This window comes from Flavitalea sp., from assembly GCF_035489435.1.
In the GTDB taxonomy this organism is placed as follows: Bacteria; Bacteroidota; Bacteroidia; order Chitinophagales; family Chitinophagaceae; genus DATHKG01.
Map to the genome: position 1 here is coordinate 1 of NZ_DATHKG010000029.1, position 26609 is coordinate 26609.

Annotated in this window: 14 protein-coding genes; 9 read left to right on the forward strand and 5 right to left on the reverse strand. The window is 42.5% G+C overall.

The features are described from left to right. Positions 1-16 precede the first annotated feature (16 nt). Positions 17-1477 carry a glycoside hydrolase family 30 protein gene (locus VK664_RS05140; RefSeq protein ID WP_461397546.1) on the forward strand — a complete coding sequence of 487 codons (1461 nt, stop codon included), beginning with the start codon at positions 17-19 and terminating at the stop codon, positions 1475-1477. A 69-nt stretch (positions 1478-1546) separates the two neighbouring features. On the opposite strand, the gene VK664_RS05145 is transcribed toward VK664_RS05140, so the two are convergent. The 3 genes from VK664_RS05145 to VK664_RS05155 all read right to left on the reverse strand — a co-directional run bounded on the left by VK664_RS05145 (position 1547) and on the right by VK664_RS05155 (position 8348). After that, positions 1547-3055 carry a hypothetical protein gene (locus VK664_RS05145; RefSeq protein WP_461397547.1) on the reverse strand — a complete coding sequence of 503 codons (1509 nt, stop codon included), beginning with the start codon at positions 3053-3055 and terminating at the stop codon, positions 1547-1549. Positions 3056-3137: 82 nt separating this feature from the next. Next, complete coding sequence (locus tag VK664_RS05150) at positions 3138-5237, reverse strand: glycosyl hydrolase family 28-related protein (protein WP_461397548.1); 2100 nt, start codon at positions 5235-5237, stop codon at positions 3138-3140. Between the two features lie 135 nt (positions 5238-5372). Further along, complete coding sequence (locus VK664_RS05155; protein WP_461397549.1) at positions 5373-8348, reverse strand: triple tyrosine motif-containing protein; 2976 nt, start codon at positions 8346-8348, stop codon at positions 5373-5375. A gap of 453 nt (positions 8349-8801) precedes the next feature. On the opposite strand from VK664_RS05155, the gene VK664_RS05160 reads away from it, so the two are divergent. The 8 genes from VK664_RS05160 to VK664_RS05195 all read left to right on the forward strand — a co-directional run bounded on the left by VK664_RS05160 (position 8802) and on the right by VK664_RS05195 (position 22412). Beyond that, positions 8802-9614, forward strand: a complete 813-nt coding sequence (locus VK664_RS05160; RefSeq protein WP_461397550.1) for a hypothetical protein — start codon at positions 8802-8804, stop codon at positions 9612-9614. Between the two features lie 66 nt (positions 9615-9680). Next, positions 9681-12779: a SusC/RagA family TonB-linked outer membrane protein gene (locus tag VK664_RS05165; RefSeq protein ID WP_461397551.1), complete on the forward strand. Its 3099-nt coding sequence runs from the start codon at positions 9681-9683 to the stop codon at positions 12777-12779. Between the two features lie 86 nt (positions 12780-12865). After that, positions 12866-14542 carry a RagB/SusD family nutrient uptake outer membrane protein gene (locus tag VK664_RS05170; RefSeq protein ID WP_461397552.1) on the forward strand — a complete coding sequence of 559 codons (1677 nt, stop codon included), beginning with the start codon at positions 12866-12868 and terminating at the stop codon, positions 14540-14542. Positions 14543-14864: 322 nt separating this feature from the next. Then, the gene (locus VK664_RS05175) at positions 14865-18245 is read left to right on the forward strand and encodes a VCBS repeat-containing protein (protein WP_461397553.1); all 3381 of its coding nucleotides are present in this window, start codon (positions 14865-14867) and stop codon (positions 18243-18245) included. A 9-nt stretch (positions 18246-18254) separates the two neighbouring features. Continuing rightward, positions 18255-19466, forward strand: a complete 1212-nt coding sequence (locus VK664_RS05180) for a family 16 glycosylhydrolase (RefSeq protein ID WP_461397554.1) — start codon at positions 18255-18257, stop codon at positions 19464-19466. Positions 19467-19469: 3 nt separating this feature from the next. Continuing rightward, positions 19470-20369: a glycoside hydrolase family 16 protein gene (locus VK664_RS05185; RefSeq protein ID WP_461397555.1), complete on the forward strand. Its 900-nt coding sequence runs from the start codon at positions 19470-19472 to the stop codon at positions 20367-20369. Positions 20370-20436: 67 nt separating this feature from the next. Then, on the forward strand, positions 20437-21711 hold the full coding sequence (locus VK664_RS05190; RefSeq protein WP_461397556.1) for a glycoside hydrolase family 2 TIM barrel-domain containing protein: 1275 nt from the start codon (positions 20437-20439) through the stop codon (positions 21709-21711). Positions 21712-21854: 143 nt separating this feature from the next. Continuing rightward, positions 21855-22412: a nuclear transport factor 2 family protein gene (locus VK664_RS05195; protein WP_461397557.1), complete on the forward strand. Its 558-nt coding sequence runs from the start codon at positions 21855-21857 to the stop codon at positions 22410-22412. 67 nt (positions 22413-22479) lie between these two features. Here the strand turns inward: VK664_RS05195 and VK664_RS05200 are convergent, their stop codons facing one another. Continuing rightward, complete coding sequence (locus tag VK664_RS05200) at positions 22480-24717, reverse strand: tetratricopeptide repeat-containing sensor histidine kinase (protein WP_461397558.1); 2238 nt, start codon at positions 24715-24717, stop codon at positions 22480-22482. Positions 24718-24728: 11 nt separating this feature from the next. Further along, the gene (locus tag VK664_RS05205; RefSeq protein WP_461397559.1) at positions 24729-26123 is read right to left on the reverse strand and encodes a sigma-54-dependent transcriptional regulator; all 1395 of its coding nucleotides are present in this window, start codon (positions 26121-26123) and stop codon (positions 24729-24731) included. Between the last annotated feature and the right edge of the window lie 486 nt (positions 26124-26609).

A 26609-nucleotide genomic window follows, 5' to 3' on the forward strand; every position in this document is an offset into this window, starting at 1 on the left:
ACATTAAACTTGAATTATGCGAACAATCCTTTCCAGGATAACTAAATTTCATCACATCCTGATTGCCTGTTCTATGCTGATGGCAGCATGCAGCTGCAATAAAAACGGCAATAAAAATGAAACAGCATCACCGGAACCACCAGCCAATTCAAGATCAGATATCTCAACTTATCTTACTCAGCCCGACCGTTTCATCTATTTTAAAAAGCAGTCTGATGAAGTGAATTTTGCAGATGCCACAACGAGCCATCCCGTGATCGATGTGGATACCGCCGTCACATATCAAACGATTGATGGGTTCGGTTTTACACTTACGGGTGGAAGTGCTGCTGTGATACACGGTCTGCTACCTGCGCGGGAAGATGAGTTGTTAAAAGAATTATTTAATATAGACAGTACATCCATAGGCATCAGCTATCTCCGGGTCAGCATAGGCGCATCCGATCTTGATGCTGCACCTTTCAGTTATAACGATATCCCGCTAAACGAAACAGATTATCCTCTTGCCCGGTTCTCTATCGAACCAGATAAAAAGAACCTGATACCGGTGCTGAAAAAGATAATTCAACTTAACCCTTCCATAAAAATTCTGGGATCTCCATGGTCGGCACCACAATGGATGAAATCTAATAAGGCATTTGTTGGCGGCAGCCTTCTTAAAGACAACTATGATGTGTATGCGAATTATTTTGTCAGATATATAAAAGCAATGCAAAGCGAGGGCATTCGTATTGACGCCATCACTCCGCAAAATGAACCATTGCATGGCGGAAACAATCCCAGCATGGTAATGCAGCCGGCAGAGCAGCTTGATTTTATTAAAAACCATCTTGGGCCTGCCTTTGCTGCTAACGGTATTGACACCAAAATCATCGTATATGATCATAATGCCGACCGGCCCGATTATCCGTTGGCTATATTAAATGATCCTGAAGCAGCCAGGTATGTTGATGGATCGGCATTCCATTTATATGGCGGACCAGTCACTGCATTGTCGCAGGTGCACAATGCTTTTCCGGAAAAGAATATTTATTTCACGGAGCAATGGGTAGGTGGACCCGGTAATTTTAGCGAAGATTTGAAATGGCATATAGAAACGCTGATTATCGGTGCCACAAGGAACTGGAGCCGCAATGTGCTTGAATGGAACCTCGCTTCAGATCCTGAATACCGGCCACACACAAACGGCGGATGCACCAATTGCCTGGGAGCGCTTACTATAAGCAGTAACATCACCCGGAATGTTTCTTATTATATCATTGCTCATGCTTCCCGTTTTGTAAGGCCCGGGTCCGTTCGCATCAGCTCCTCAAATACAACTTCTATACTTACGGTTGCTTTCAAAAATCCCGAGGGGAAAAAAGTGCTGATTGTATTGAATAAGGATAACGGCAGCCAGACTTTCGGGATAAGGTTTGCCGGTAAAACCGCTACTACTGTGTTGGGCGGAGGTGGAGTGGCCACTTATGTCTGGTGATCTTAGAATAGACATTTCACATATCAAACCTAACGGTCCGGCACAGATGGTAATACTTGAAGATTCATATCAGGGATAAGTTCCATTATAACGGCTACCCATAAAGGCGCCCCAGTTGGACATTTTTTTTATCGGGATATTTGTTTTGTATCGGCTGATAAACAAACCCAGTGGTTCAGCCAGGTCCAGGTTGATATCATTATATCTTACGGAAGAATAAATAATATCGAATTTGCCATCATTGTCAATATCACCGATCCAGGGCGTAGATGCGAAATTAGTAGACTGAATAGTATCCTTCAGGGAAAGTATATTATTGTTATTAGTAAAATCAATAGCCATCAGGTAACAGTAATAAACATTATCAAATTGCCTTTTCCTTAATGCACTTTGATTAATGATAACTTCATCATGTCCGTTACCGTCAAGGTCCGCAGTGACGGCGCTGGCATATTGAAAGGACTGCACAGTATCCTGGAAAACGATCCTGCCATTGCTTCCATCAACCATAAAGCGTATTGATTTCGTGAGCCTGGGGAATGTACCAATGGCAAAATTCGCAAAAAAGTCAGGAGTGGAATCCCCGGTGAAACTACCGACCGCAGGAACCGTATAGGCCTCTGTGCCAGGAAAGCTGACCTGCCACAATATTGAATCTGTAACGCCATCAATTGCTTTCATCTTTCCTTCAGAATCATTTACTACAATGTCTTTTATACCGTCATTATTTATATCTGCCAGTACCGGTGAAGACACAAATCCTTTTTTTTCAGTTCTTGCAATTAATGTGGAACTGCTGATATCATTTTCCATAATGTTGTTAAGCCGGGTACGGTAAAGGCCGCCGCCGATTGTTTCACCTCCGGTGCCAAACAATATCTTCCAGTTGCCATCCTGGGTTGGTTCGCAAATCACAGACATATACGTTTCTTTTCCATCCGGTACAACCGCATTGGCAAGGATATTTCCGGTTTTGGTGCTGATTACCAGCAACCGGCCGGCCGGCCTGGTGGTAACATAAGGAGCAGCGCGTGCATCACCGCCATTTGCAATGATCAGTTCATCTATCCCGTCATTATCCTGGTCAGGAATAAATTGCGGTGTGGTAAAATTGTACCATCCACCATCGCTGCCATCTGTTTGTTTGCGCCCGGGATAAAAGGACCACAATATCTTGCCGTCGGCGCCATTAATGGCAGTTAACTGCGCCCATCTTCCGCCTATAAAAATATCGGGAACATTGTCTGCATTGATATCTTTAAAAACAGCTGAGCCAACATATTGATTGATTCCGGGTATTGCCCATAAAATTTTTCCCGATTTACCGTCGAGCGCCAATACTGCCGTGTCGCTGTATTTCTCCTCCCTGCCTCCTGCGCCGATCACGATATCAGATACCTGGTCATTATTGAGATCAACAAGGCGAGGCGAAGAATAAGTGCCGTTATTATTAATATAAACCGTCCATGAATTGTTTTGACTGTTGGAACAGGAGAACGCAGCCGGAATGAATGTGAAGACGGCAAAATATTTTCGGAGTTGAAAAAATATATTCAGATAGATGGATAAGTTGAACAATCGGTATGTTTTAATGATCCTTATGTTTGTTTTAGTACTACACTGTTATTATGGTTCTATTTTGGTATTTGGTTCTATTCTGTTAATTTGGTTCTATACTGTAAAGTGATGTGCGCGTAGTAACAAATAATGTTTTTCCATCCTTACCGCCAAAAATGAGTGTTGAAGGTCTTTCCGGCATCCTGATTTCACCGGAAGGTTTTCCATTTTTATCATAAATATAAATCTGTCCGTCCGGAACATATATTTTGCCATCATTGTCCAATGCTACAGAGAACTCACCTTTGGGAATCAGTATACTGGCTTCACTTAAGTGTCCCTGCTCACTCACTGAAAATTTTACTATCCTATTATTGTATTCATCCACGGCATGAAATACTTTTCCGGGAAATGCTTCCAGCAGCGAATTGGATCGGATAAGATCATAGGCTACAGGTATCACCGTCACACCGTCGGGGGCGATAAAATACGATCCTGGTTTTTTTGTTGTGATGTTCATATAGTCACTGTTGTCGCGCCATCTGTTAGCCGGGTACAGCGCCTTGAAGACTTTTGTAACAGAAGAACCGGGCTGGGGCATTAGCTCACGCATAGTTTCTTCAGGCCGGGAAGGATCAGCGGTAAAGACTTTAACTGTAGAACCGGTGTTGTACCAGACACCGTAAGCTGTACCGGCCGCATCAGCTGGCTTAGGATATATCTCCTTTTTCCCATCCACGACGGACCCTTTTAAAGGGGTATATTCAACTACAACTATCAGGTTATCCCGGGTATCAAAGGCCAGTGATAGTGGTTTCCATGGCATATCAGTTACAACACTTAGCTGCTCCTTAATCACATCCCATTTATAGATGCGCATCCATCTTGAATCACTGAAAAAAATATTTCCTTTGCTATCGCGGCATATAGCATCTGCAAACTCAAATCCTCCGGCGAGTTTTAATGGTTGGCCGTCAGCAGTACCGGCTGTTTTTGAATTCACAGTAGCATCCGGGCGCCCTGCTAATCCATTATCACCTGGTATTTGCAGCCATGCGATTTGCCATGGACGCACCTCCATATTTGTGCCCACATCCAGCAGCGTATTGTCGATTGTATATTTTACCTGTGTAAAGTTGTGAATGTTTGCGAACCTTATGTTTTGAGAATGCCAGGTTTTGATCGCATAAGGGTAAGGGTTAGCCAGCCAGATGGTTCTGAACAAATAAAGGTTTGCAAAAAAAAGATCGTTGCAACTATCAATGTCTACCGGCAGGCAGTTCCAGCTTTCAGCAACTTCTTCTTCGAGTTGCAGGGCATACATTTTCCAGCGGGAAGTATTTTTGAATTTTACCTCATTGCGAACATGATGCTCTGAAGACATTGCGTATATGATTCCGGGAGTGTTGGTATTGGAAACATAAAGACCTGCAGAAGCATAAGGGCTGGCGGTCCAGATATTATTGAAAATGCCCCCGTCGCCTTCCGTAATCCAGAGGTTCCAGTATTGTGAATCCCATTTTCTATCGGGATTGCCGTCGCCGGTGCGGTTCGCATTATATGTCGGCACCCTTGTCCCGTCGCGGTTCATGCTGCCATGTCCACCAATAAACTTTACATCATTCATGTAAGAAAATTCTCCGGCCATCCATTTGCAGGCAACGGCCCTTGGGTTCGAACCTCCTGCATCAAGACCAATGCCGGTAACAATGTTACGGCCGCCTTTTGGTGATTCGAGCAAGGGTAGCGGTGATCCGAAACCGCTGAATGTTTCTGTGTTGTCGGAAATGAACAATTGAGTGGCAATCGGGTTAAGCCCGATAAGTACTGTGTGTGGTTTTAAGCGAATGGTCCCGGTGACGCGATACCAGCCCTGCGGCATATATATCACCTCGTGGTTTTCAATAGCATTTTGAATGATTTTTGTATCGTCGGTCTGGCCATCACCTTTTGCTCCCAGCGATTTCAAGACTATTCCAAAGTTTGATTTTACTTTGAGTGTGTTGATAGCGTTTTGTAGTGCCTCCGACACATCCATAATACCATCAGCTTTTATGGAAAAGTTTTCAGGAGAGAAAGTAACAGCGGCTGTATCATCAATTTTACTTTCGTATAAAGATTTGCTTCCGTTAGCCGGCTGCTGGGAATGCGCGGATGTTGCGATGGCTATAAATAGCAGATAGATAAGTTTCCTGGCAATCATGATCGTTTAAATAATTGTTTGCAGATGTTTGAAATGGCAATTGTCCCTTGTTAATATTTTGTATGATCGTTACAGCATGTTAACATTTGATATGATCGTTCTAGCATAAGAATTCTCTTTTGATGTTTATGCAGTTTAATTTTCCGGTGGATGTTGCTCCCCGATTATTTGTGGGCTTTTAACCAGGTTACCCGGGTCCATTGGTGCTATCGGCAGATTATTGCGTTGAAGGTCGAACAGGAACTGGAATAAATTTGTTTCGGTAGGTATTTGCAACTTTTTTCTCAACCTGTAACGGCTTATTTCGACGCCCCTTACTGAAATGCTCATCAGTTGTGCAATTTCCTTGCTCGAAAGGTTCATACGGAGATATGCGCAGAGTTTTAATTCATGCGCCCTTAATGCGGGATATTTTTCTTTAAGCGTTACCAGCAAATCACTGTGAACCTTATCAAAGTGAACGGAGAATTGCTCCCATTCTTCATTTAACTTTTCTTCTTCATTCAGAATCTTTAATAGTTTCTTTACCTCCGGCGAGTCAGATTTATCTATTCCCGATTTATTGATTTGTTGCAATTCTTCTTTGATCTTTATAAGTAGTTCACCTTTCTGCACCAGGTGCATCGCTGTAGTGGCCAGTTCAGAATTCTTATACTCAATTTCTGTTTCCAGTTTTTCGTTCTTGAGTTTCATAAGTTCCTTTTCGGATTTTTCCATTTCAAGCTGATGGAGATATGCCAGTCGTTTTTGTTCTTCATTATGTTTTTGTCGCTCCTGCATTAATTTTTTCCGGTGTTTCAGGTATAGAACCACACCCAGCAAAGCTGCCAGTAATCCATATAGTAACCAGGCCCAGATTGTTTTGTACCATGGAGGCAAAACAACAAAGGAATACACGGCTGCGGGAGATTCTCCCATCAGGTTGTTCCTCACTTTCACATTGAAGACGTACCGGCCCGGTGGAAGACTGGTGTAGTCTTTTTCAGTTTTTTTTGACCATGAGGACCAGTCTGTATCGAAATCCTTCAAATAATAACTGTATTCAAGGTTTGATATTTGTTCAAATAAAGGCGAAGCGTATTCAATATGCAGAGAGCTATTGTCGTGGGAAAGGGCTGGAACAGTATTTTCGTTTTGTTTTGCAACTGCACTGAATCCGGGTCCATAGCCGCCAAAAATCAGGCTATCCTTTTTACCACCGGACATGATCTTACGGATGTAAACATTCAGCGGGCGGTTGCTCTCTTTATATTTTTCATAGTTAATATGATAAAAACCTTTTTCTCCCCCAACGAATACATTATTGTCATTAACAGGATAGATGTATTCAAAACCACTGAGTATTTTTCCCTGCAATTCCGGTAAATATATAATCCTTGGTTTCAGATTGGAGAAATCAACGACGCCTATGTTCTTCTCCTGTACGAACCAGATGTTTCCGGAAGAGTCGTCTTTAAGATAACGCACGCTTTGTTCTCCAAAGATCTCCCGGAAATACCCGGAAGGTTCAAAAATGTCAAGCCGGAGGTTATATTCATAAACGCCTTTTTCAGTTGCAATGAGTACCTTATTCCTTACATAATAAACATGGTTGTTTAAAGTAGAAGGCAGACCCTTTGCCGTGGTATATAACCTGACATCTGCATCGCCGTTTTCTGTTAACAGCACTCTGTATACTCCGCGATATGGGTGTGAGATCCAGATGGTATTGTCATTATCTATAACGATAAATCGCGCGGATTCTCTAAAGTTCCTGATACTTCCCTTTTCAATTACTGTATTGTTTTTTAATTCAAACAACGCTAACCCCAAGTAATTTCCTCCCACAATAATGGGTGATTGCTGGTTTTTTATTTGCTTAAAGGTCCAGTAACCGGTTCCCTTTTGAACTGCGGCCAGGTTATCTTCCAACACCCTGAAAAAACCATCATGACGGCCGGCAAGCAACATGTTGTTCAGCACCGATAGTCCCCAGGTCTGCCCCTCAGCAATCAATTTAAAATTATCCGGGGCGTAGCTTAAATCTTTTACATGTGGTAAGGGAAGCTTGAAAATACCATTTGACATAGCGAAATAGATGTCATCATTATAGGTTAACACCGAATAACCAGCGCCTCCATTCATTATGGAAGGGTTAATATGCTTTATGGCATTATCAAAAACTATAAAATCGATTCCGGAATCCAGGCCGAGCCATATATTGTTATTTCTGTCCTTAAAAACGCTTCTTACATTGCTGTTTTGTAAGCCATCTTTTCTCGAAATAGTCTCAACGACGGTTCCTTTTTTGTTGATTAAATAAAATCCTTTTGAATAGGTGCCCAGTACAAAATGTTCTTCGTCTACCTTCAGAAGACTGGAGAATAAAATGTTTGAGTCAATATTAAGACCGGAGATTGTAAAGGGAAGTATCATTTGACCAGTGATGATGACTATACCGTTGTTAGTTATCACCAGTGAAGAGTCCCGGCCATAGTCAGCCACCTTTCTTAAAAAGGCACCTCGGGGCAGGAGGGATTTGTCAATATAGGGGACCCATTTTCCATCCTGGAATAACAGGACTCCTGTTTTCTCGTCCTGTGCCACCAGTTTATTGTTTAGCAGTCCAAGAAAAAGCCAATTGCTCTCCGGGCGGTAAACGATCATTTTCTCCCTGGTGTAATGAAAGATTTTCTGGGATGTGCGGAAAAAGATATCCTCACCGACAGCAACAATGTCCCAAATATCAGCAAACTGTTGATCCCCCGACGGGATAAGATGTTTTAAAGATACGAATGACAATTTGCCGGTTTTATCAGGAGAAAAATAGCCAATCTCATCCTGACCGCCTATATAAATACGATTATCGCCTGCTATTTCGATGGATCTTACAATAGTCTTATTACTTAAGGGAAAAAGATTCCAAAAAACACCGTCAAAGCTCAAAAGTCCCTCATTATTAGCGAAATAGACTATACCATTCTTGTCCTGCCTTATATTCCAGTTCTGTGAACCGCCATTATAATCCTGCTTTTGAAAATTCCTGATTTCCCGCAAACCTATATAAGACTGGGCAGTACATAAAATCGCTGACAGCAGTAAAACAGGCAATAATAACCTTCGGCAAAACATAAAAGTAATTTAGGGGCTAATTCAGTACATCAGTTCCTTTTGAGCAGCGTTTTTTTTGTTGATGTACTTAAGATGTAGTGATTCAGGCATAAAATAGCGTATTTATTTGAAGGATGTAGTAGAGATGTGGTGTGATGTTTTTCCGCGGAAGTAATTGAAACTACATTTATCCTACTAAAACGGCCTACGATTGCGGCCGTTCACTAACCAACAATTTGCTTATGATAAGTGTCAAGCCATTACTTCGACAAGCGTTACATGTAGCTAACTTTAACACGCCGCTTCTCCGGGACAAAACCGCTCCTCCCAACAATCCGACAGTTACTGAACTACTTTACAAAGGCCGCTGGGTTCTTGCAATTCACTGACACAACGGCAGCGTAATTTCGATGTTCACTTTTTATATCCACTTACGCTTTGTGCAATTTTTTCAACCGAATATTTATTAATACTATGAAAAAATCTATTAGATTTTTGCTTTTAATCGATATTCCAACCATGATTTTAATTATGGCCGGATGCACCCCCGATTCGGGAGGACTGCTGGGCGATCCGGCTACAGCCTCTTTTACAGTAACACCAGTAACAGGTCGGGTAAACACTTATCTTCTCCAAAGTACCTCCGCCGGTGCATGGGGTTTTCAGTGGGACAGGGGTAATGGAACCTTTGTGAAAGGTAAAGTCTCAGACACTGCTTATTTCCCAACAAAAGGGAAGTTTACCGTCAAATTGAGGGCATTTGGCAGAGGAGGATTTACTACAGCGGAGCAGGCTGTGGAAATTACAGTGGATGATATAGGCAACAATGCCCAGTTTAAATTGCTCACTGCTAAGAAGTGGAAACTGGATGCAACCGATGGAGCGAACGCCATAATTGTTGGCACAGAGGGCAATCCCGGCCAATATTCTCCGGGTGGTCCACTCGCAGATTGCCAGAAAGATGATGTATACACTTTCACCACCGACTTCAAACTAAGTTATGCGGCGAATGGTTCTACTTTCAACGCCGGTAATTTGTCACCTAATTATACCTGTAGTGGTGACAGGTCATACAATAATATTACTTACACGTTTCAACCAGGTGTTTCCGGAGGAGCAGGCATAGCAACGATAACAACCCCTGGCTTGCCCCCTGCAAATTTTATAGGTGTTACGGATATATCATCCAATACTTACCGTATCATTTCCATATCTGCGACGGCTATGGTGCTACGTTCAGGCACTTCAACTCAAACAGTTCACCAGTTCAAATTTGTGGCTCAATGAGAAGAGGGTAACCAACAAACCGCACCGCTTTTAAGCAATTTTTCCATACTAATTTAATAGCTGCATATGAAACGTCTAGGTAAAATATTAACAAGCATATTTCTTACACTTTGTTCGGTTGCCGTATTACATGGGCAAACCCTCGAGGTAACCGGCCTGGTTACAAACAAAAAAACAGGGGAACCCCTTGCAGGGGCTTCCATAAATCTGAAAGGTACCACCACCACAACTATTACTAATGCCGGGGGAAATTTTTCGATGAGTGTTCCCTCCGGATCTACAATTGTGGTTTCATTTACCGGCCTTGGAACCCAGGAGAGACCGGTTACAGCCAGTGGTGCATTAAACTTCGAACTATCCGAATCTGAAGCTGGCACTTTAGACGATGTGATCGTGGTTGGATACGGACAGCAACGTAGAAATAATCTTACCGGTTCGATCGGCACAGTTAATACAAAGGCCCTGACCCAGGCTCCTGTTTCGGATCTTAGTAATGCATTGATGGGTCGTGTTCCGGGCATCGTAACCAAACAAGGTTCCGGCGAACCGGGAAGGGATAATGCAAATATATTTATCCGTGGCGTTTCCACTTTCAGTGGCGGCACGGAGCCACTCTTTGTAGTTGATGGTATCGTACGAACCTTCAGAGATTTTTCTCAGCTTGATGCCAATGAAGTGGAATCTGTAAGTGTATTAAAAGATGCATCTTCGGCTGCTATCTTTGGTGTACGAGGTGCCAATGGAGTTGTGCTGGTAACTACCAAAAGAGGTAAATCGGGTAAGATTACGGCGAACTATTCTTTCAACTATGGCTTTCAGCAGGTCACGAAATTCAACAACAATCTCGGGTCATATGAATATGCCACGATGCTCAATGAAGCACTATTAAACGATAATCTTCCGCTGGCTTTCAGTAATGAAGATATTCAAAAGTTCAGAGATGGTTCCGATCCTATACAGTTTCCGAATACCAACTGGCAAAAACTTGTACTGGGTGGAACAGCTCCCCAGATGCAGCACAACTTATCATTCAGCGGAGGGTCAGACAGGGTTAAATACTTCGCATCACTCGGTTATTTCGATCAGGACGGTTTATACAATTCCCTGAACTACAAAAGATACAACCTCAGAACAAATCTTGATTTGCAGGTTACCAAAACAACAAAAGTTACAATCGATCTTGCCGGTCGACTTGAAAAAAGAACCGCACCAACAACAGGTATTTCTGGCATTTTTGAACATACGTTAAGAAATCCTCCGACAATTGTTGCTGACTATCCCGGTGTGGGATATGCGCAGGTAGGTTCTTATGTGAACACTTTAAGGGCGATTGATGCTGAAGCAGGATATGACAATACCGAAAACAATACCATTCTCACCAATTTCCAGATAGAACAACAGATACCCTGGGTAAAAGGCTTGTCAATCAAAGGTGTATTGGCCTATGACAAAAGAATGAACTATGGTAAGCGGTGGACGGAAAATGTTTATGTTTATACGCGGAACCCAACAACCAATGGATATGACCGTTCTGCTTATAACAACTCAAGTCTGGCGGAGAATTTTTTCCAGAATGACCAGACTGAACTTCAGGGGCAGCTGAATTATACTAATCGTTTTGGAAAGCATGGCGTTTCCGCGCTTGTACTATTACTGCAGCAGGAGCGACCTCAAAATCAGTTTAGTGCTTCCAGATCGGGATATGAATTCTCTTTGTTTGATGTACTTAGCCAGGGTCCGTCTACAAATGCGGCCGGTGTTATCACTGAAACTATAGCTGGTACTAAGGATAGATTTGCTCTCAGAAGCGCCGCTGCCCGTATCAACTACGACTTTGATAATAAATACCTCTTCCAGGCAAGTTTGCGCCGGGATCAGTCAGAGAATTTCGCACCTGACGTGCGGACCGGATATTTCCCCGCTCTTTCTGCAGGCTGGGTGATTTCGAGTGAGAATTTCATGGCTTCTACAGGAAGATTCCTTGACTATTTAAAGATCAAAGGATCCTGGGGGAAACTGGGTAACGATTTGTTGCCAGGATCCCGTTTCTACTATCTTACAAGCTATAACACAGTTGCAAATAACTATGCCTTTGGCGGAACGATTGTTCCGGGCCTGAATCCAAATGCGTTTAACCCGATTGTTGAGTGGGAGACATCCACAAAAACAGATATTGGCCTTGAAGCGCGTTTCTTTGGTGGCAAATTGGGATTGGAATTCGATTATTTTATGGAAGACAGGGACGGCATACTCGCTACACGTTCTGCCCAGATCCCATCCAGTTATGGCGGACCCTTACCTGCTGAAAACATAGGAAAGGTGCAGAACAGGGGTATTGAGCTCACCCTGACCCATGAAAACAGGATCTCAAAGGATTGGTCCTACAATCTCGGAGGCAACTTCACTTTCACATCTAATAAAATATTGAATGCTGCCCAGGCAGACAATGTGCCTGCCGAATTCAAGGTGGCCGGGAATCCAATTGGTTCTTATTACGGATACAAGTCGATAGGTATCATTAAAGATTCTGCAGACTTTAAGAACTATAACAAGAGCACTGCATTCCCTATCGGCCTTGGAGATATAATGTATGAGGACCTCAATAACGATGGTATAATTGATAATGCTGACAGGCAGTTCCTGGATTATGGAAATATACCACGCGTTGTCTATGGATTCTCCGGAGGTATTAACTATAAACGCTTTGAATTCAGCTTCCTGTTTCAGGGTGCAACTGGTGTTAACCAACAATTGACCAACAATGCAGGTTTTGCTTTCTTCAATGGTGGCAGGGTTACTGAGGAATGGCTCGATAGATGGACACCGGATAATCCTAACGCGAAATATCCAAGGCTGAGTACCAACGCGACAGCCACTACCAACAACTACCAGATACCTGGCGGTCCTGCCTATGGCAATGGTGGAAATAGTTTCTGGATAGAAGATGCATCCTATCTCAGGTTGAAAAATGTAGAGATAGCCTATTCCATCAGTCCCGCTATCCTTTCAAAAATTGGAGCCACACAGTTGCGGATTTTTGCCACGGGCCAGAACCTGGTAACATTTACAAAGCTGCATAATGTTGATCCGGAAAATTCAGATGGCAATGGCTGGTATTATCCTGTAATGGCAGTTTATAATTTTGGATTGAACCTCCAGTTTTGATCAGTGATTGTATGAAACGTTCGGCTATAAAAAATAGAAATGAACGGATGAAATTGATTTTAGTAAATAAAATAAAAAACGTAAGTATGAACGCAGGAAATTTAAAATGGGTAACAGGAATATTGTTTCTGGCCACCCTTGCTGCTTCTTGTAAAAAGGATCTGCTTGATATTTATCCATCCAATGCTTTGTCTGATGTAACTGTGTTTGAAGACATACAATTCGCAAACCGGTTTTTAAATAATGTTTATGGTACCCTGCCAAACGGATTTTCCCGGCGGGATCAAAATCCGGGCGATGCCGGTTGGTCAAGAGGGATGAGTGCGTTTGCAATGGCCGAGGATGACGCGGAAGCAAACAACCTGGCGGCATCTACCCAGGGTCTTAACCAGGGCGTGCTGCCGACAACATGGGCTTATGCGGATGATATTTGGGTTCAGAACTATGCAGTGATTCGTAAAGCCAATATGTTCATGGAAAAAATAGATGCCGTTCCGGGAGATGCAGCATTAAAGGCGAGGATGAAAGCCGAGGCTCAATTTCTGCGGGCATTTTCATATGCAGAACTCGCAAAATGTTTTGGTGGTGTTCCACTGATGCTGACTGCAGGTACACCCGAGGAAGCTATTATTCCAAGAAACACCTATGATGAAGTGGTAGCTCAGATAGTTAAAGATTGCGACGAAGCGGCAGCAGCACTTCCTGTTGCAAGTGCGCCTGCGGACCTGGGACGTGCAACGAAGGTGGCCGCACTTGCCGTAAAGGCGAGGATACTGCTTTATAAGGCAAGTCCCCTTAACAACTCCGGTAACACCGCGTCTCTCTGGGCAGACGCTGCTAATGCTGCTAAAGCAGTGATGGCCTTCGGGCCGACACCAGGTTCAGGAGAGTACGGTCTACACCCCGATTATTATAAACTGTTTATTGATAAGCTGGGAAACCGGGAAATAATATTTGCGCGGAAATTTCAGAATCCAAGTCTCAATCCGAGCGATGGTGCAAGAAACAAATGGTACATGAGTGTTCCTGGTGTTAATGACGGTGCCTGGGGCGGATTCTCTCCCACACAAAACCTGGTTGATGCATACGAAATGAAAAATGGTTTGCCGATCTCAGACGGCGGTTCCGGATACGATGCTCAAAAACCTTATGTCAATCGCGATAGTCGCCTCGATAAATCCGTACTTCACCAGGGTTCCATTTACAAAAGCGGAATTGTCATTGAAACTTTCAGAGGTGGCAACACAAATAATGCAAACAGGCTCGATAGTTCAAAGATGGGATATGGTTTACTTAAGATGGTTGATACTACAAAATACGGCGCTGCAGGCAATGCTGACAACGACTGGATTTTTATTCGTTATGCTGAGGTGCTGCTCAATTATGCCGAGGCCCAGAATGAAGCTGTCGGACCGGATATGAGTGTACTCGCTGCAATTAACCAGGTTCGTTCAAGATCAGGTCAGCCAGCTCTTGCTGCCTTGTCACAACAACAAATGCGCGAACGGATCAGGAACGAAAGAAGGGTAGAGCTTGTTTTTGAAGAGCATCGGTTTTTCGACGTGAGAAGGTGGAAACTTGGTTCAACATATTTTAAAGAGCCGATACGCAAAGTTCAGATCACCAGGCTTACTAATGGCACCCTGCAGTATAATTATCCGTTATGGGAAAGCCGGAATTACCAGGAGTTTCAGAACCTGATGCCTTTGCCACAATCTGAGGTTGACAGAAATGCCAAACTCACGCAAAACCCCGGTTACTAAGTTTTAACCGTATAACATTTAATAATAACCACGATATCACATAAATAATAAACACCCTTAATTCCAATCTGCATTCATAACCCTGGTTTTCAGGCCAGGGTTATTGTTTTGCATGTTGACAGGAGCATTGATTATCTGTTGATGGCAGGATGACTATATGGTGCAGGTATATTTTGCCTGGTGCAGATGATAAAATGCTGGTGCAGATGATATAAATGAATGTATATTGATTTCTCAGTAGATTGATTTGATTATGAAGTTTCAGTAGATTGATTTGATTATGAAATTCAGGTTGTGGTATATATTAATTGTCTTAGCTGCTATGTCATGTAACCGGCCTGATACTTTATTTGAAAAACTGGAACAATCAACTACCAATATAGATTTCACGAATACCATTACAGAAACCGCGGATCACAATGTGTTCACCTATCAATACTACTATAACGGCAATGGGGTAGCCATTGGGGATGTAAACAACGACGGCCTTCCCGATGTGTTTTTTACCGGTAATCAAACCCCGTCAAAGCTATACCTTAACAAAGGATCGTTCAGATTTGAGGATATCACAGAAAAGAGCAAGGTGGCGGGCAGAAACGCCTGGCGCACCGGGGCAAATATGGTAGATATTAATGGCGATGGCCTGTTAGATATCTATGTGTGTTATTCCGGTTTTGGAAACGCGGAGAGCCGGGCAAAGCAATTGTTTATCAATAAGGGAAATGATAAAGATGGTATTCCTGTTTTCACTGAGAAATCCTCAGCATACGGGATTGATGCCCCCGGCACTTATTCCAGCCAGTCTGCCTTTTTTGATTACGATCTCGATGGCGACCTGGATATGTTTTTACTGAATCATGCAAACGAATTCTATTCTCCATTTTTCAATACACACCGGCTGCGGACCCTTCACCATCCTGAATACGGAAACCGTCTTTATCGAAATGATGGAAACCGGTTCAAAGACATAAGTGACTCTGCAGGTATTTTCGGCGGTGGAATAAATTTTGGACTGGGAATATCGATAAGTGATATAAACAACGATGGATGGCCGGATATCTTTGTAAGCAATGATTTTCACGAGCAGGACTATGTTTACCTGAACAACAAGGATGGAACTTTCACGGATGTGTGCCACAGGATTTTTGGGCACATGAGCAGAAATACTATGGGTCTCGACATTGCAGACTTTAATAACGATGGCCTGCCCGATATCCTCACCCTGGATATGTTACCTGAATCAAACTACCGCCAGAAGATTTTACAGGGTCCGGATGAATATGATAAGTTTACAAAAATGGTTGATAGTGGCTACGGTTATCAGTATAACCGCAACATGCTTCAGCTTCATCGTGGGTTTACTGATGATGGAATGCCGGTATTCTCGGAGATCGGCCAACTGGCAGGAGTGTCAAATACAGACTGGAGCTGGTCTGCTTTATTTGCAGATTTCGATAATGATGGTGCCAAGGACCTGTTTGTAACAAACGGTTATTTACGCGAATCGACCAACCTGGATTTTATGAGATATGAAGTGGCCGAAGCGCTGCGCGTAACCGCGGAAAAGGGCCTTGATGTTTCTACCGCCATGGGTTATGCGAAAAATATGCCTTTATATGATCTCGTGAAGAAAATGCCAACCAAAAAAATCAGTAATTACGCATATCGTAATGGTGGGGGGCTTTCATTTACCAACGAAACCAGCAACTGGGGGCTGGATGAAGAATCAGTCAGCAGCGGCGCAACCTATGCAGATCTGGACAATGATGGTGACCTGGATCTTATTGTATGTAATAATAATGATCCTGTATCTATATTTAGAAATAATGCTGATGTTATTCTCGGGAATAATTTCATTAAAATAAAGCTGGAGGGCGATCATCAGAATCGATTCGCTATCGGTGCCAGGGTCATTGTAAAAACAGACAGCGGGGAACAGATGCAGGAGATGTATCCTGTGAGGGGATACCAGTCATCAGTCGATTACGTACTAAACTTTGGATTGGGTCAGGTAGGAAACGTGAAGGAGATTAAGGTTTTTTGGAACCGTGATTCTGCCACGGTTGTGACTGATCCGGCAATTAATTCAACAATCACCATTTCGAAGAAGCAGTCTGTTGCTATCAATGCTTCTTTAAACGCTTCATCGCAATTCAACTCTTCCCAAAATCTCAGATCACCTAATCATAAAGATTCAGGTTTCACATTTGAAGATGTCAGCAGGTCGGCAGGCATCGACTTCAGGCATGTTGAAAATTCATACATTGATTTTAAAACCGAATATCTGATTCCATACCAACTATCAAGGCAGGGACCAAAAATGGCGGGAGCCGATGTTAACAATGATGGGCTCGATGACATATTTATCGGCGGAGCTAAAAACCAGGCTGGCAGGTTATATCTGCAGGCAAAAGATGGCAGATTCTTGTCATCGGCCTCACAGCCATGGATAACCGATTCTGTAGCAGAAGATATGGGAGCAATTTTCTTTGATGTGGATGGCGATGGTGATCAGGATCTTTATGTCACAAGTGGCGGAAATGAATGGTTCTATCCCGGTCCATGGCTTCAGGATCGGTTATACATTAACGATAGTAGAGGAAATTTTGTCCGCGATAGCACTGCGCTACCCGCTGAAGTATATAATGGAAGCTGCGTAATTGCCGCAGATTATGATAAGGATGGTGATCAGGATCTGTTTGTTGGTGCCGGAACTATACCTGTTAAATATCCTGCCAGTGCGGGAAACATCATTCTGAGAAATGATTTCGATAAATCAACCCGCAAGATCAGGTTCACTGATGTCACTGCTTCGGTTGCGGGAAATGAATTGTTCAGGGCCGGGATGGTCAATGATGCTGTATGGGTCGATCTTAACAAAGACGGATGGCAGGATCTAATCATTGCCGGCGACTGGATGCCTGTAATGGTTTTTCAAAATGAGAATGGCCGCCGGCTGATGGATGTATCGGTCCAGTGGGGTTTGGAAAAATCAAATGGCTGGTGGCACAAATTGTTGGTCGCCGATGTTGATGGGGACGGCGATATGGATATTATAGCCGGCAATCTTGGACTTAATAACTCATTCAAAACATCAGCCAATGAACCCATGGTTACATACACAGCTGATTTTAATGACGATGGCAGGAAGGAGCCCGTGATGAGCTGGTATATTCAGGGCATTAGTTACCCTTTTAATTCGAGAGACGAACTGGTTGAGCAGATGCCTGTATTGAATAAACGGTACCTGAAATATGATGATTTTGCAAAAGCTACTATAAAAAATTTGCTGGGCGAAGACCGGGCGAAAACTGCTGACAAACTATATATCTATAATACAAAAACGTCTTTATTTATAAATGGTGGTGCACGGTTCGAATGTAAACCACTACCGGAAGAGGCACAGTTCAGTGTTGTCAGTTCAATAGTTTATAAGGACTTTGACAATGATGGAAAGGGCGACCTGCTACTTGCCGGAAATTTTTATCCCTTTCGAGTACAGCAGGGCCGTTGCGACGCAGGGCTTGGCACGTTGCTAAAAGGTAACGGAACAGGGACCTTTACTGCTGTAGACAGGAGATTAACCGGTCTCTATGTTCCCGGGGATGTAAGGGATGCACTTGAACTAAAATCAAATGGCAAAACGATCGTCGTTTTTTCAAAAAATAATGACAGGGTTCAGGTGGTAAGTGTGAAGAAATAAATTAATGCAATGAGAAAAATGTTCTTAAAAGACTGCCTCCTGAATAGATACTTAGTTCCACTCATGATTTTTGTACTGGCAGCTGCATGCGACAAAAAGAATAAAGGGCCGGAGACAATGCCCACCATCAGTTTCAGCGACGTCCCGGTTGCTGAAAACAGTGGCAAAGCAGAGTTGAAAATTTCGTTGAGTGAGCCGGTTTCCGGCGTTGTTTCTGTCAACTGGTCAACCAGCGATGGTACCGCAAAAATCGGGGCGGACTTTGCTGCTGTTACCGATCAAACATTGGTGTTTCAACCAAATGAAACGGAAAAGATCATTACGGTTAACCTTGTTGATGATGATATTAAAGAGGCAGACGAGATCTTTTATGTAAATCTGTCCAGGCCGGTGAATGCTACATTGCTACAAAGCAAAATAATAATTACGATAAGAAATAACGATACAAAAATCGGCTTCAGCAATACTGGTTTTGATGCACCAACTACATATGCAGGCTACAGTCTGTCCTGGAACGACGAATTTAATCAACCAACATTAGATCCTTCGACCTGGTCTTACGAAACGGGAGATGGCTGTCCCACTCTTTGTGGTTGGGGAAACAACGAACTGCAATATTACAGTTCATCACCCGACAATCTCTTCTTTCAGGACGGCAAAATGATTATCGAAGCCCGGGCTGAAACATTCGGCGGTAAAAATTATACATCATCCCGTATAAAAACACAAGGCAAAAGAGCTTTTAAATTTGGCCGGATTGATATCAGGGCGATTCTGCCGGTAGGAAAAGGGCTATGGCCGGCTTTCTGGCTACTTCCACAGGATAATGTGTTCGGCGGCTGGCCCCGGAGTGGCGAAATTGATATGATGGAATACATAGGTGGTGAGCCTTCCAAAGTGCTGGGCACAGTACATTATGGTCCGGGACCCGGCAGCACCTATATCACCAGGAGCACTTCTTTAACAGCAGGAACCTTTAATGATAAGTTCCATGTTTTTTCGCTGGAATGGGAAACCGACCAGATCCGTTGGTACCTGGACGGAAATCTTTACACAACGATCAGCAAGGCAGATATTGGCAATAACAATTATCCTTTTAATGAGAATTTTTATCTGCTGATCAATATGGCTGTTGGAGGAAATCTTCCTGGCGCACCTGATGCCAGTACCAGTTTTCCACAACATCTTATTATAGATTATATCAGGGTCTTTCAAAAATAAATTATGGGTTATCAATCGACTAAGAGTTATTTATCAACTATGGGTTATCAATCAACGTCCGCACAACTATCGGGTTTACTTCTATTCTGCATTTTATCATTCAGCTGTGCTTCCTCTGTTAAGACAAGCTCATTGCAGCAGGGGCAGGAAGTTGTTTTTTTTGATGACTTTTCAGGCCCGTTGCTGGATACCACAAAATGGAACGTAAGAGTTACCGGTGGCACCGTTAACAATGAACAACAGGCTTATGTAGATTCTTCCAATACTGTTTTTATTGAAAACGGGGCTCTTGTTCTTCATCCAAGATATTCACCCGGCTTCATAACAAAACAGGGTAAGAAATTCGATTTTATATCAGGAAGGATTGATTCCCGTGGCAAGATGGAATTTAATTATGGAACCGCTGAGGCACGTATCAGGCTGACTGAAGGTGCAGGGCTTTGGCCAGCATGGTGGGCGCTGGGGGCCGGTCGTTGGCCGGAAACCGGGGAAATCGATATAATGGAATATGTGGGAGAAAAAGATTGGGCCAGTGCGGCAGTTCACGGCCCCGGGTACAGTGGCGAAACTCCGTTTGTGGACCGGTTCTATTTCCCGGAGAAAGCAGACGTTACTAACTGGCATACCTATGCGGTGGATTGGACACCCGATAGCCTGGTTTTTAAATACGACGGCAAGCCAATGTTCCGTGTAACAAAACCGATGGTTGAGCACTACGGAAAATGGGCCTTCGATAACTCAAAATTCGTTATTCTGAATTTTGCGCTTGGCGGTGCGTTTCCTGCCAAGGTAAACGGTGTGAAACAACCTTATTATGGTCTTCCTGCTTCTACAGTTGACCTCATAAAAAATAATAACAGCAAGATGATTGTGGACTGGGTAAGAATTACAAAAAGGAAATAGTTGTAGAGCTCATAAAAAATAATCTTTAAAATTTCACGGATAAGTCATTTCTAAATCAGCGTTCATCATGAGAAAATTCTTTTTAGTCCTGGTATGCATTTATATCAATATTATGGCCTTTGCACAAAAAACAGGTGCCATAAAATCGGAAATTCAGAAGACTGACAGCGGTTACCAGTTGTTGCGCGCGGGCAAACCGTATTTCGTTAACGGAGCAGGCGGTGGCAAATACCCTGACAGGATTGCGGCTTACGGCGGAAATTCTATACGTACCTGGGGCACACGTGGCGCCGACAAGATCCTGGATTCTGCCCAGAAACACGGACTTACCGTATTGATGGGACTTGATGTGGCGCGCGAACGTCATGGATTTAATTATGACAACGCTGACTCAGTAAAAATGCAACTTGAAAAGATCCGTGCCGAAGTAATGAAATACAAAGATCATCCTGCATTGCTTGCCTGGGGAATTGGAAATGAATTGAATCTCCAGTATAAAAATACAAAGGTATGGGATGCGGTAAATGACATATCGAAGATGATTCATGAGGTGGATCCAAATCATCCTACCTCAACCATTCTCGCTGGAGTCAATAAAAACCTGGTGGATCTGATTAAAGAAAAAACAACTGATATAGATTTCCTCGGTATCAACACCTATGGTGGCCTGCAAACGCTTCCGGGAACATTGAAGAATGTTGGATGGAACGGACCTTATATGGTGACGGAATGGGGACCTACCGGTCATTGGGAAGGACTTTCGACTGCCTGGAAATCACCGATAGAAGAAACGAGCAGTGAAAAGGCTGGTGTTTATAAAATGAGGTACGAATATTCTGTTGAAAGAGACAGAGCCAAATGCCTTGGTTCATATGTTTTTTTGTGGGGACAAAAACAAGAGCGAACACCTACCTGGTATGGCTTGTTTACAGAAAAAGGGGAAGAGTCTGAAGTAATGGATGTGATGCAGTTTTTATGGTCAGGAAAATGGCCGGCAAACAAGGCTCCGCATGTTTACTCATTACAAATCAACAATCTCAAATCGATTCAAAACGTATATTTGGCCCCGGGCAGCATCAGTGCAGTTGCCACATATGCTACGGATCCTGACAATGATAAACTCAATTATCGCTGGGAGCTGCTTCCTGAACCCACACAAGTGGGAGAAGGTGGTGATTTCGAAGCAAGACCGAAACCAATTGAAGGACTTATCAAATCAACTCGTGAAGGAAAAGCAACGCTGCAGTCTCCGGCAAAAGCAGGGGCGTATCGTCTTTTCGTTTACATCACTGATGGGAATAACAATGTCGCTACTGCCAACCTTCCGTTTTATGTGAGATAAGGAAGGAATATATTTTTGTTTATCTGATTTAAAACATAGCTTAGCTACAGGTACCCCGCCATAATCTTCCCTTACCCTCCCCATTATTCAGATTGCATTTCCAAGGTCTCGACTCCTCATCATATAACCCTCAAACAAAAAACATGAAGAAGATTATTCCTGGAATTATTTTCTGTGCATGCCTCTGGGCCTGCAACGACGACAAACAAGCTGAAACTGCAGGCGATGTAGCCACTGATAGCAGCTCTGTCAAAAAGCCGGCTACAGAAGTACTGGATTTAAGCGAAGCTGATGGCCTGAAAGCTTCGTTCGCAGCCCTGGCTAAAGGCGATATAGATGGAATGACAGCCAATTACGATGACAGTGCCCGGTATTTCTGGGCAGCAGGCGATAGTGCTGTTGGCAAACAAGCCATTAAAGATTACTGGAACAACCGCTGGAAACTCATCGAATCTCTGTCGTTTCCTGAAGTCATTGTATTACCGGTAAAAATAAATGAAAGCCAGTCGCCACGGTATGCTCCGAACGGCAAATGGGTTTTCGCCTGGACGCTCTCACAAGTAAAATATAAAAATGGAAAGACGCTTACTTTTTGGGCCCATACTGATTATTATTACAATGAGGCCGGCAAAGTTGTAACTGTAATTCAATTTATAGACCGTTATCCAATTATGGAAGCTACGAAGGGCCTGGTGAAATAAATCATAGTGTTTGCTCCAAAGGATAGTCGGAGTTTAAGTAAACTTCCGACTTTCCTTTTCAAAGTCATCAAGAAAATGAAACATTGGCATGGTCTATCGGCTTAAAGTTGAAAATTACTTTTATATGCGTTCCGACATTTGTTTCAATGCTTAAACTACCTCCCAGATCATCGGTGAGACCCTGGAGCAATTCCATACCCATCGATGCCCCTATTTTGGTGTCAAAATCAACAGGAAGCCCGCGTCCATTGTCAGCAATACTCAATAAAAGCTGAGAATCTGAAATATGAGTAAGCGATATCGAGATTTTTTTGTTTGCCGTTTTTGCAAACGCATATTTAATCGAATTGGTAATCGCCTCGTTAAGTATCAGCCCTAATGTAATTGCAGACGCGTGGTTCAATTCGATGTTCTCTATTTGCAGTGAAAATCCGATGTTTTCCCGGATAGAATAGCTTTCACGGAGGTACTCAACCAGTTCATATATGTACTCGGGCATATGGATGGTAGACAATGTTTCGGACTGGTAAAGTTTCTGATGAATAATAGACATTGAGTGAATTCTGTGCTGGCTTTCTTTTATAGCAGATAAGGCTTCTTTGTTTTTAAGATAACTTGATTGGATCTCCAGCAGGCTTGCCACAATGTGAAAGTTATTTTTAACACGATGATGAATTTCTTTGATCAGCCATTCTTTTTCAGTTAAGAGATGCTGTAACTGTTCGTTTTTATGAAGTATAACCTCATTGCTTTGTTGTTTATGCAAGTATTGCCTGTAGAGCAATCCGATAATGACAAACAGTAAGGCAATTCCGCCGATTGTAAAATTCCTTACCAGTTTCACACGGTCAAGATGGTTTTGTTGCAACTGGTTCTTTTGATTCAGTACAGTTATTTCATTTTTATTTTTTTCTGTTTCGTATTCCACTTCCAATTGACTTATTTGCCTGCTGGTGGTTTCATCAAAAAGTGAATCATTCAAAGTTTGATATTTCAGCAAATTTTCTGTTGCTGATTTGTAATACCCCAGGGCTGTATCTAACCGGAACCTGAGGAAATAATCTTCTTTGATCCGGTGAGGGTCACCGATTTTCCTGCCTAATGAATCTATTGTTCCAATATATATGTTGGCCAAAGAATATTGTTTTGACTGCAGGTGAAAACCGATAAGTAAAGAATAGTACTGGTGCAGCTGCTTATCCGATGGCCGGTGGGTTTTGATGAGTTGCAGTATCTGGTTGGAATAATATTTGACTGCAGCATATTGTTTCAACTCGTTGTAAATTCTTAGATAGGATAGTGGAGTATAAATATAGCTTTCATCATCTCCCGGCTCTAGAAGTTTTTTTGGAAGCTTTCTCATAAATAACAACGCTTCATCAGGATTTTCTAATGCAATATAGCTGTCAACGATATTAGCCATTACTTGCAACACCGCGTCATTGTCCTTGTGATCTTCAGCAACCTTAAGCGCTGCCTTGAAGTATCCAATTGCCTTTTCGTTTTCTTTTAGCCGGCCTAAAATAATTCCTATATAATTATTGACCTGGCAGAGGGTCATGCTGTTATCCCCTGTTTTGAGGGCACTCGTCAGCGCCATCAGGCCATGATTCAGGGCCTGCTTGTAATTGCCGTCAGTAAAATAGATGTTGGAATATAAAATATATACGCCCTGGAGGTTTGTAAAATTTATTGATTTATAAAGCTGTAAGGATAGATTGAGCTTTTCGATAGCTTTTTCCCTCAGATCGTCTACCGCGTACAGATCAGCAAGAAATTTAAGACTATACGCTTCCTGTTCTACGTAACCAGCTTTATGAAAAGATTGAATAGCCAGTTCGACAAGACGTCTTTTCTCTGCATTTTCAACCGGGATGGCATAATTATAATAGTCTGATAAACTAAACCATGCCACACCTGCATAATACTGATTCTTTGCATTCTTCAACAGGCTGGTAGCTTTTTCCGCTAATTCTTTTCCTATTTTTTCCTGTCCTCTTTCCCTGGCAAGAAGTGATTCAAACAAAATCTGGATATTATCAGCATCATCCGATTTAATTTTTTTATTCAGCAGCGCTACCTTACGCATACATTCCCCGGCGCTGTCAAGATCGATCTTTAGCTCTCCGGATTTAAATATGTGGTATTGAGCTTCCATGAAATAAATATGCATCCGGTCCGCATCTGGTGTCCCTTCATTTAAGGTCTTCCGAAGCAAGTCCCACCACTCTTTGCCAACCCCCTGGCTATAAGTTGTAAGTCCTGTTAAGGTCAGCATTATCACTATAATTAGCCTGTTCAACATACTTTAAATGGTTAATTATTTTTCCTGGCAATTATGTCCTTTTCAATGCCCAGTTTTTTTATTCTTGAGTTCAGCGTGTTCACGTTTACATCAAGAATTTCTGCGGCGCCACCTTTGCCGGATATTTTCCAGTTACAGCTTTCAAGCACCGCAAGTATGTGATCACGTTCGTTTTCTATCATGGTTTTGAATCCGTTGTGATTGTTCGGGATCACAGTGGCCGTATTTTTTGAAGCTGGTATTTCGAGTGATTCAATAAAATCGCCCTTTGCAAACACCACATTTCGTTGGATAGTATTTTCTAATTCCCTGATATTGCCCGGCCATTGATACTGCATGAGCATTTTTGTAGCTTCTATGGACAGTTCAGGGACTCGTCTTCCTTCTTCAGTACTATACTTTTTCAAAAAATGATTTGCCAATAGCGGTATATCTTCTTTTCTTTCCCGCAGCGATGGCAATAGTAAAGGGAAAACGTTAAGCCGGTAATAAAGGTCAATGCGAAAGCGTCCTGCTGCTACTTCCTCTTCCAGGTCTTTATTGGTAGCTGCAAGCACCCGTACATTAATCTTTTTAGGCTTGCCTCCAACAGGTTCAATTTCTCTTTCCTGTAATACCCGCAGGAACTTGACCTGCAGTTCAAGCGGTAACTCGCCGATCTCATCCAGGAAAATTGTTCCACCATCAGCCAGATCAAACTTACCTTCCCTTTTATTAACGGCTCCGGTATAAGAGCCTTTTTCATGCCCGAACAAATCAGATTCGATAAGATTAGCTGGCAATGTTCCGCAATTAACAACGATGAATGGTTTATGACGCCTGGCGGAAACCTTGTGAATCGAATGAGCAATCAATTCTTTTCCTGTACCACTTTCGCCAAGTATCAGTACGGAGATATCTGTAGACCCAACCATCTTGGCGCGTTCAAGTGATTCTAGAAATTTTTGGCTCCTGCCAACGAGGTGACTGAATTCAGGGGGAAGGACAATGGGTGCGGTTTTTTGTGAGGAAGGAATATTGATTTTTTCAGTCACCCGGTTTTTGTGCAGGTACAAGGCAACGTCTAGCATAATCAATACATCCTTCGCACGAAAAGGTTTGACCATAAAGCCATAAGGCTTTGTTGTTTTTGCCTCTTCCAGTATCTGCCTGTTGGAATTGGCAGATAAATAGACAAAGGCCATATTTTTTTCATTAAGTATTTTACCAAGATCAATACCGGTGCCTTCTCCCTGTAGAAAAATATCAACTAACACCAAGTCTGGTTTTTCTTTTTCAATGATTGATAACGCAGCAGTAACTGATCGTGCAATAGAACAAGTGGAATAACCTGCGTTCGTGAGGATAACATTGAGACTTTTCGCTTCAATAAATTGATCTTCTACTATCAGAATCTTTGCTTTCAATGAAGTTTTATTTGATTTGCTTAATACTTTTATTAACAATGAATAAACTTTTATTAATTATTAATAAATTTACAACAGTTATTTGTCCGAACCATAAAACATTCATGTTCAACAGTCTACCTACGGATTTTTTCAATAATTATTGATATAGCAATAAAGTATTTCATTGATAAAATATTAAAGTATTGCAAACCAATTATCTAAAAAACTGGCATAGATCTTCGTTATAACACAAAAGAATTTTCCTCATAAGGATGGAAATGAGATAGAGAACCGGAAGGAAATACATTCTCTTGAGCTACAGCACCGTAACCTAATATTTTTTCAATAACAACTTTTAATCAGGCTGAAATAAGTCTGACAGTAAAAGCAATTGTCAGCAAAAATAATTATTCACTGATAAGCCATTGATCTATACTGAAGACTGTGTTGCAGCCGGATCCAGGGAAGACTTATTGTAGTTTTTCGCAGCATGCTTAACAATTA

Coding starts and splice junctions, on each gene's coding strand:
- VK664_RS05140 (WP_461397546.1), top strand. CDS start 17: ATGCGAACAATCCTTTCCAGGATAACTAAATTTCATCACATCCTGATT.
- VK664_RS05150 (WP_461397548.1), bottom strand. CDS start 5,237: ATGATTGCCAGGAAACTTATCTATCTGCTATTTATAGCCATCGCAACA.
- VK664_RS05155 (WP_461397549.1), bottom strand. CDS start 8,348: ATGTTTTGCCGAAGGTTATTATTGCCTGTTTTACTGCTGTCAGCGATT.
- VK664_RS05160 (WP_461397550.1), top strand. CDS start 8,802: ATGAAAAAATCTATTAGATTTTTGCTTTTAATCGATATTCCAACCATG.
- VK664_RS05165 (WP_461397551.1), top strand. CDS start 9,681: ATGAAACGTCTAGGTAAAATATTAACAAGCATATTTCTTACACTTTGT.
- VK664_RS05170 (WP_461397552.1), top strand. CDS start 12,866: ATGAACGCAGGAAATTTAAAATGGGTAACAGGAATATTGTTTCTGGCC.
- VK664_RS05175 (WP_461397553.1), top strand. CDS start 14,865: ATGTCATGTAACCGGCCTGATACTTTATTTGAAAAACTGGAACAATCA.
- VK664_RS05180 (WP_461397554.1), top strand. CDS start 18,255: ATGAGAAAAATGTTCTTAAAAGACTGCCTCCTGAATAGATACTTAGTT.
- VK664_RS05185 (WP_461397555.1), top strand. CDS start 19,470: ATGGGTTATCAATCGACTAAGAGTTATTTATCAACTATGGGTTATCAA.
- VK664_RS05190 (WP_461397556.1), top strand. CDS start 20,437: ATGAGAAAATTCTTTTTAGTCCTGGTATGCATTTATATCAATATTATG.
- VK664_RS05195 (WP_461397557.1), top strand. CDS start 21,855: ATGAAGAAGATTATTCCTGGAATTATTTTCTGTGCATGCCTCTGGGCC.
- VK664_RS05200 (WP_461397558.1), bottom strand. CDS start 24,717: ATGTTGAACAGGCTAATTATAGTGATAATGCTGACCTTAACAGGACTT.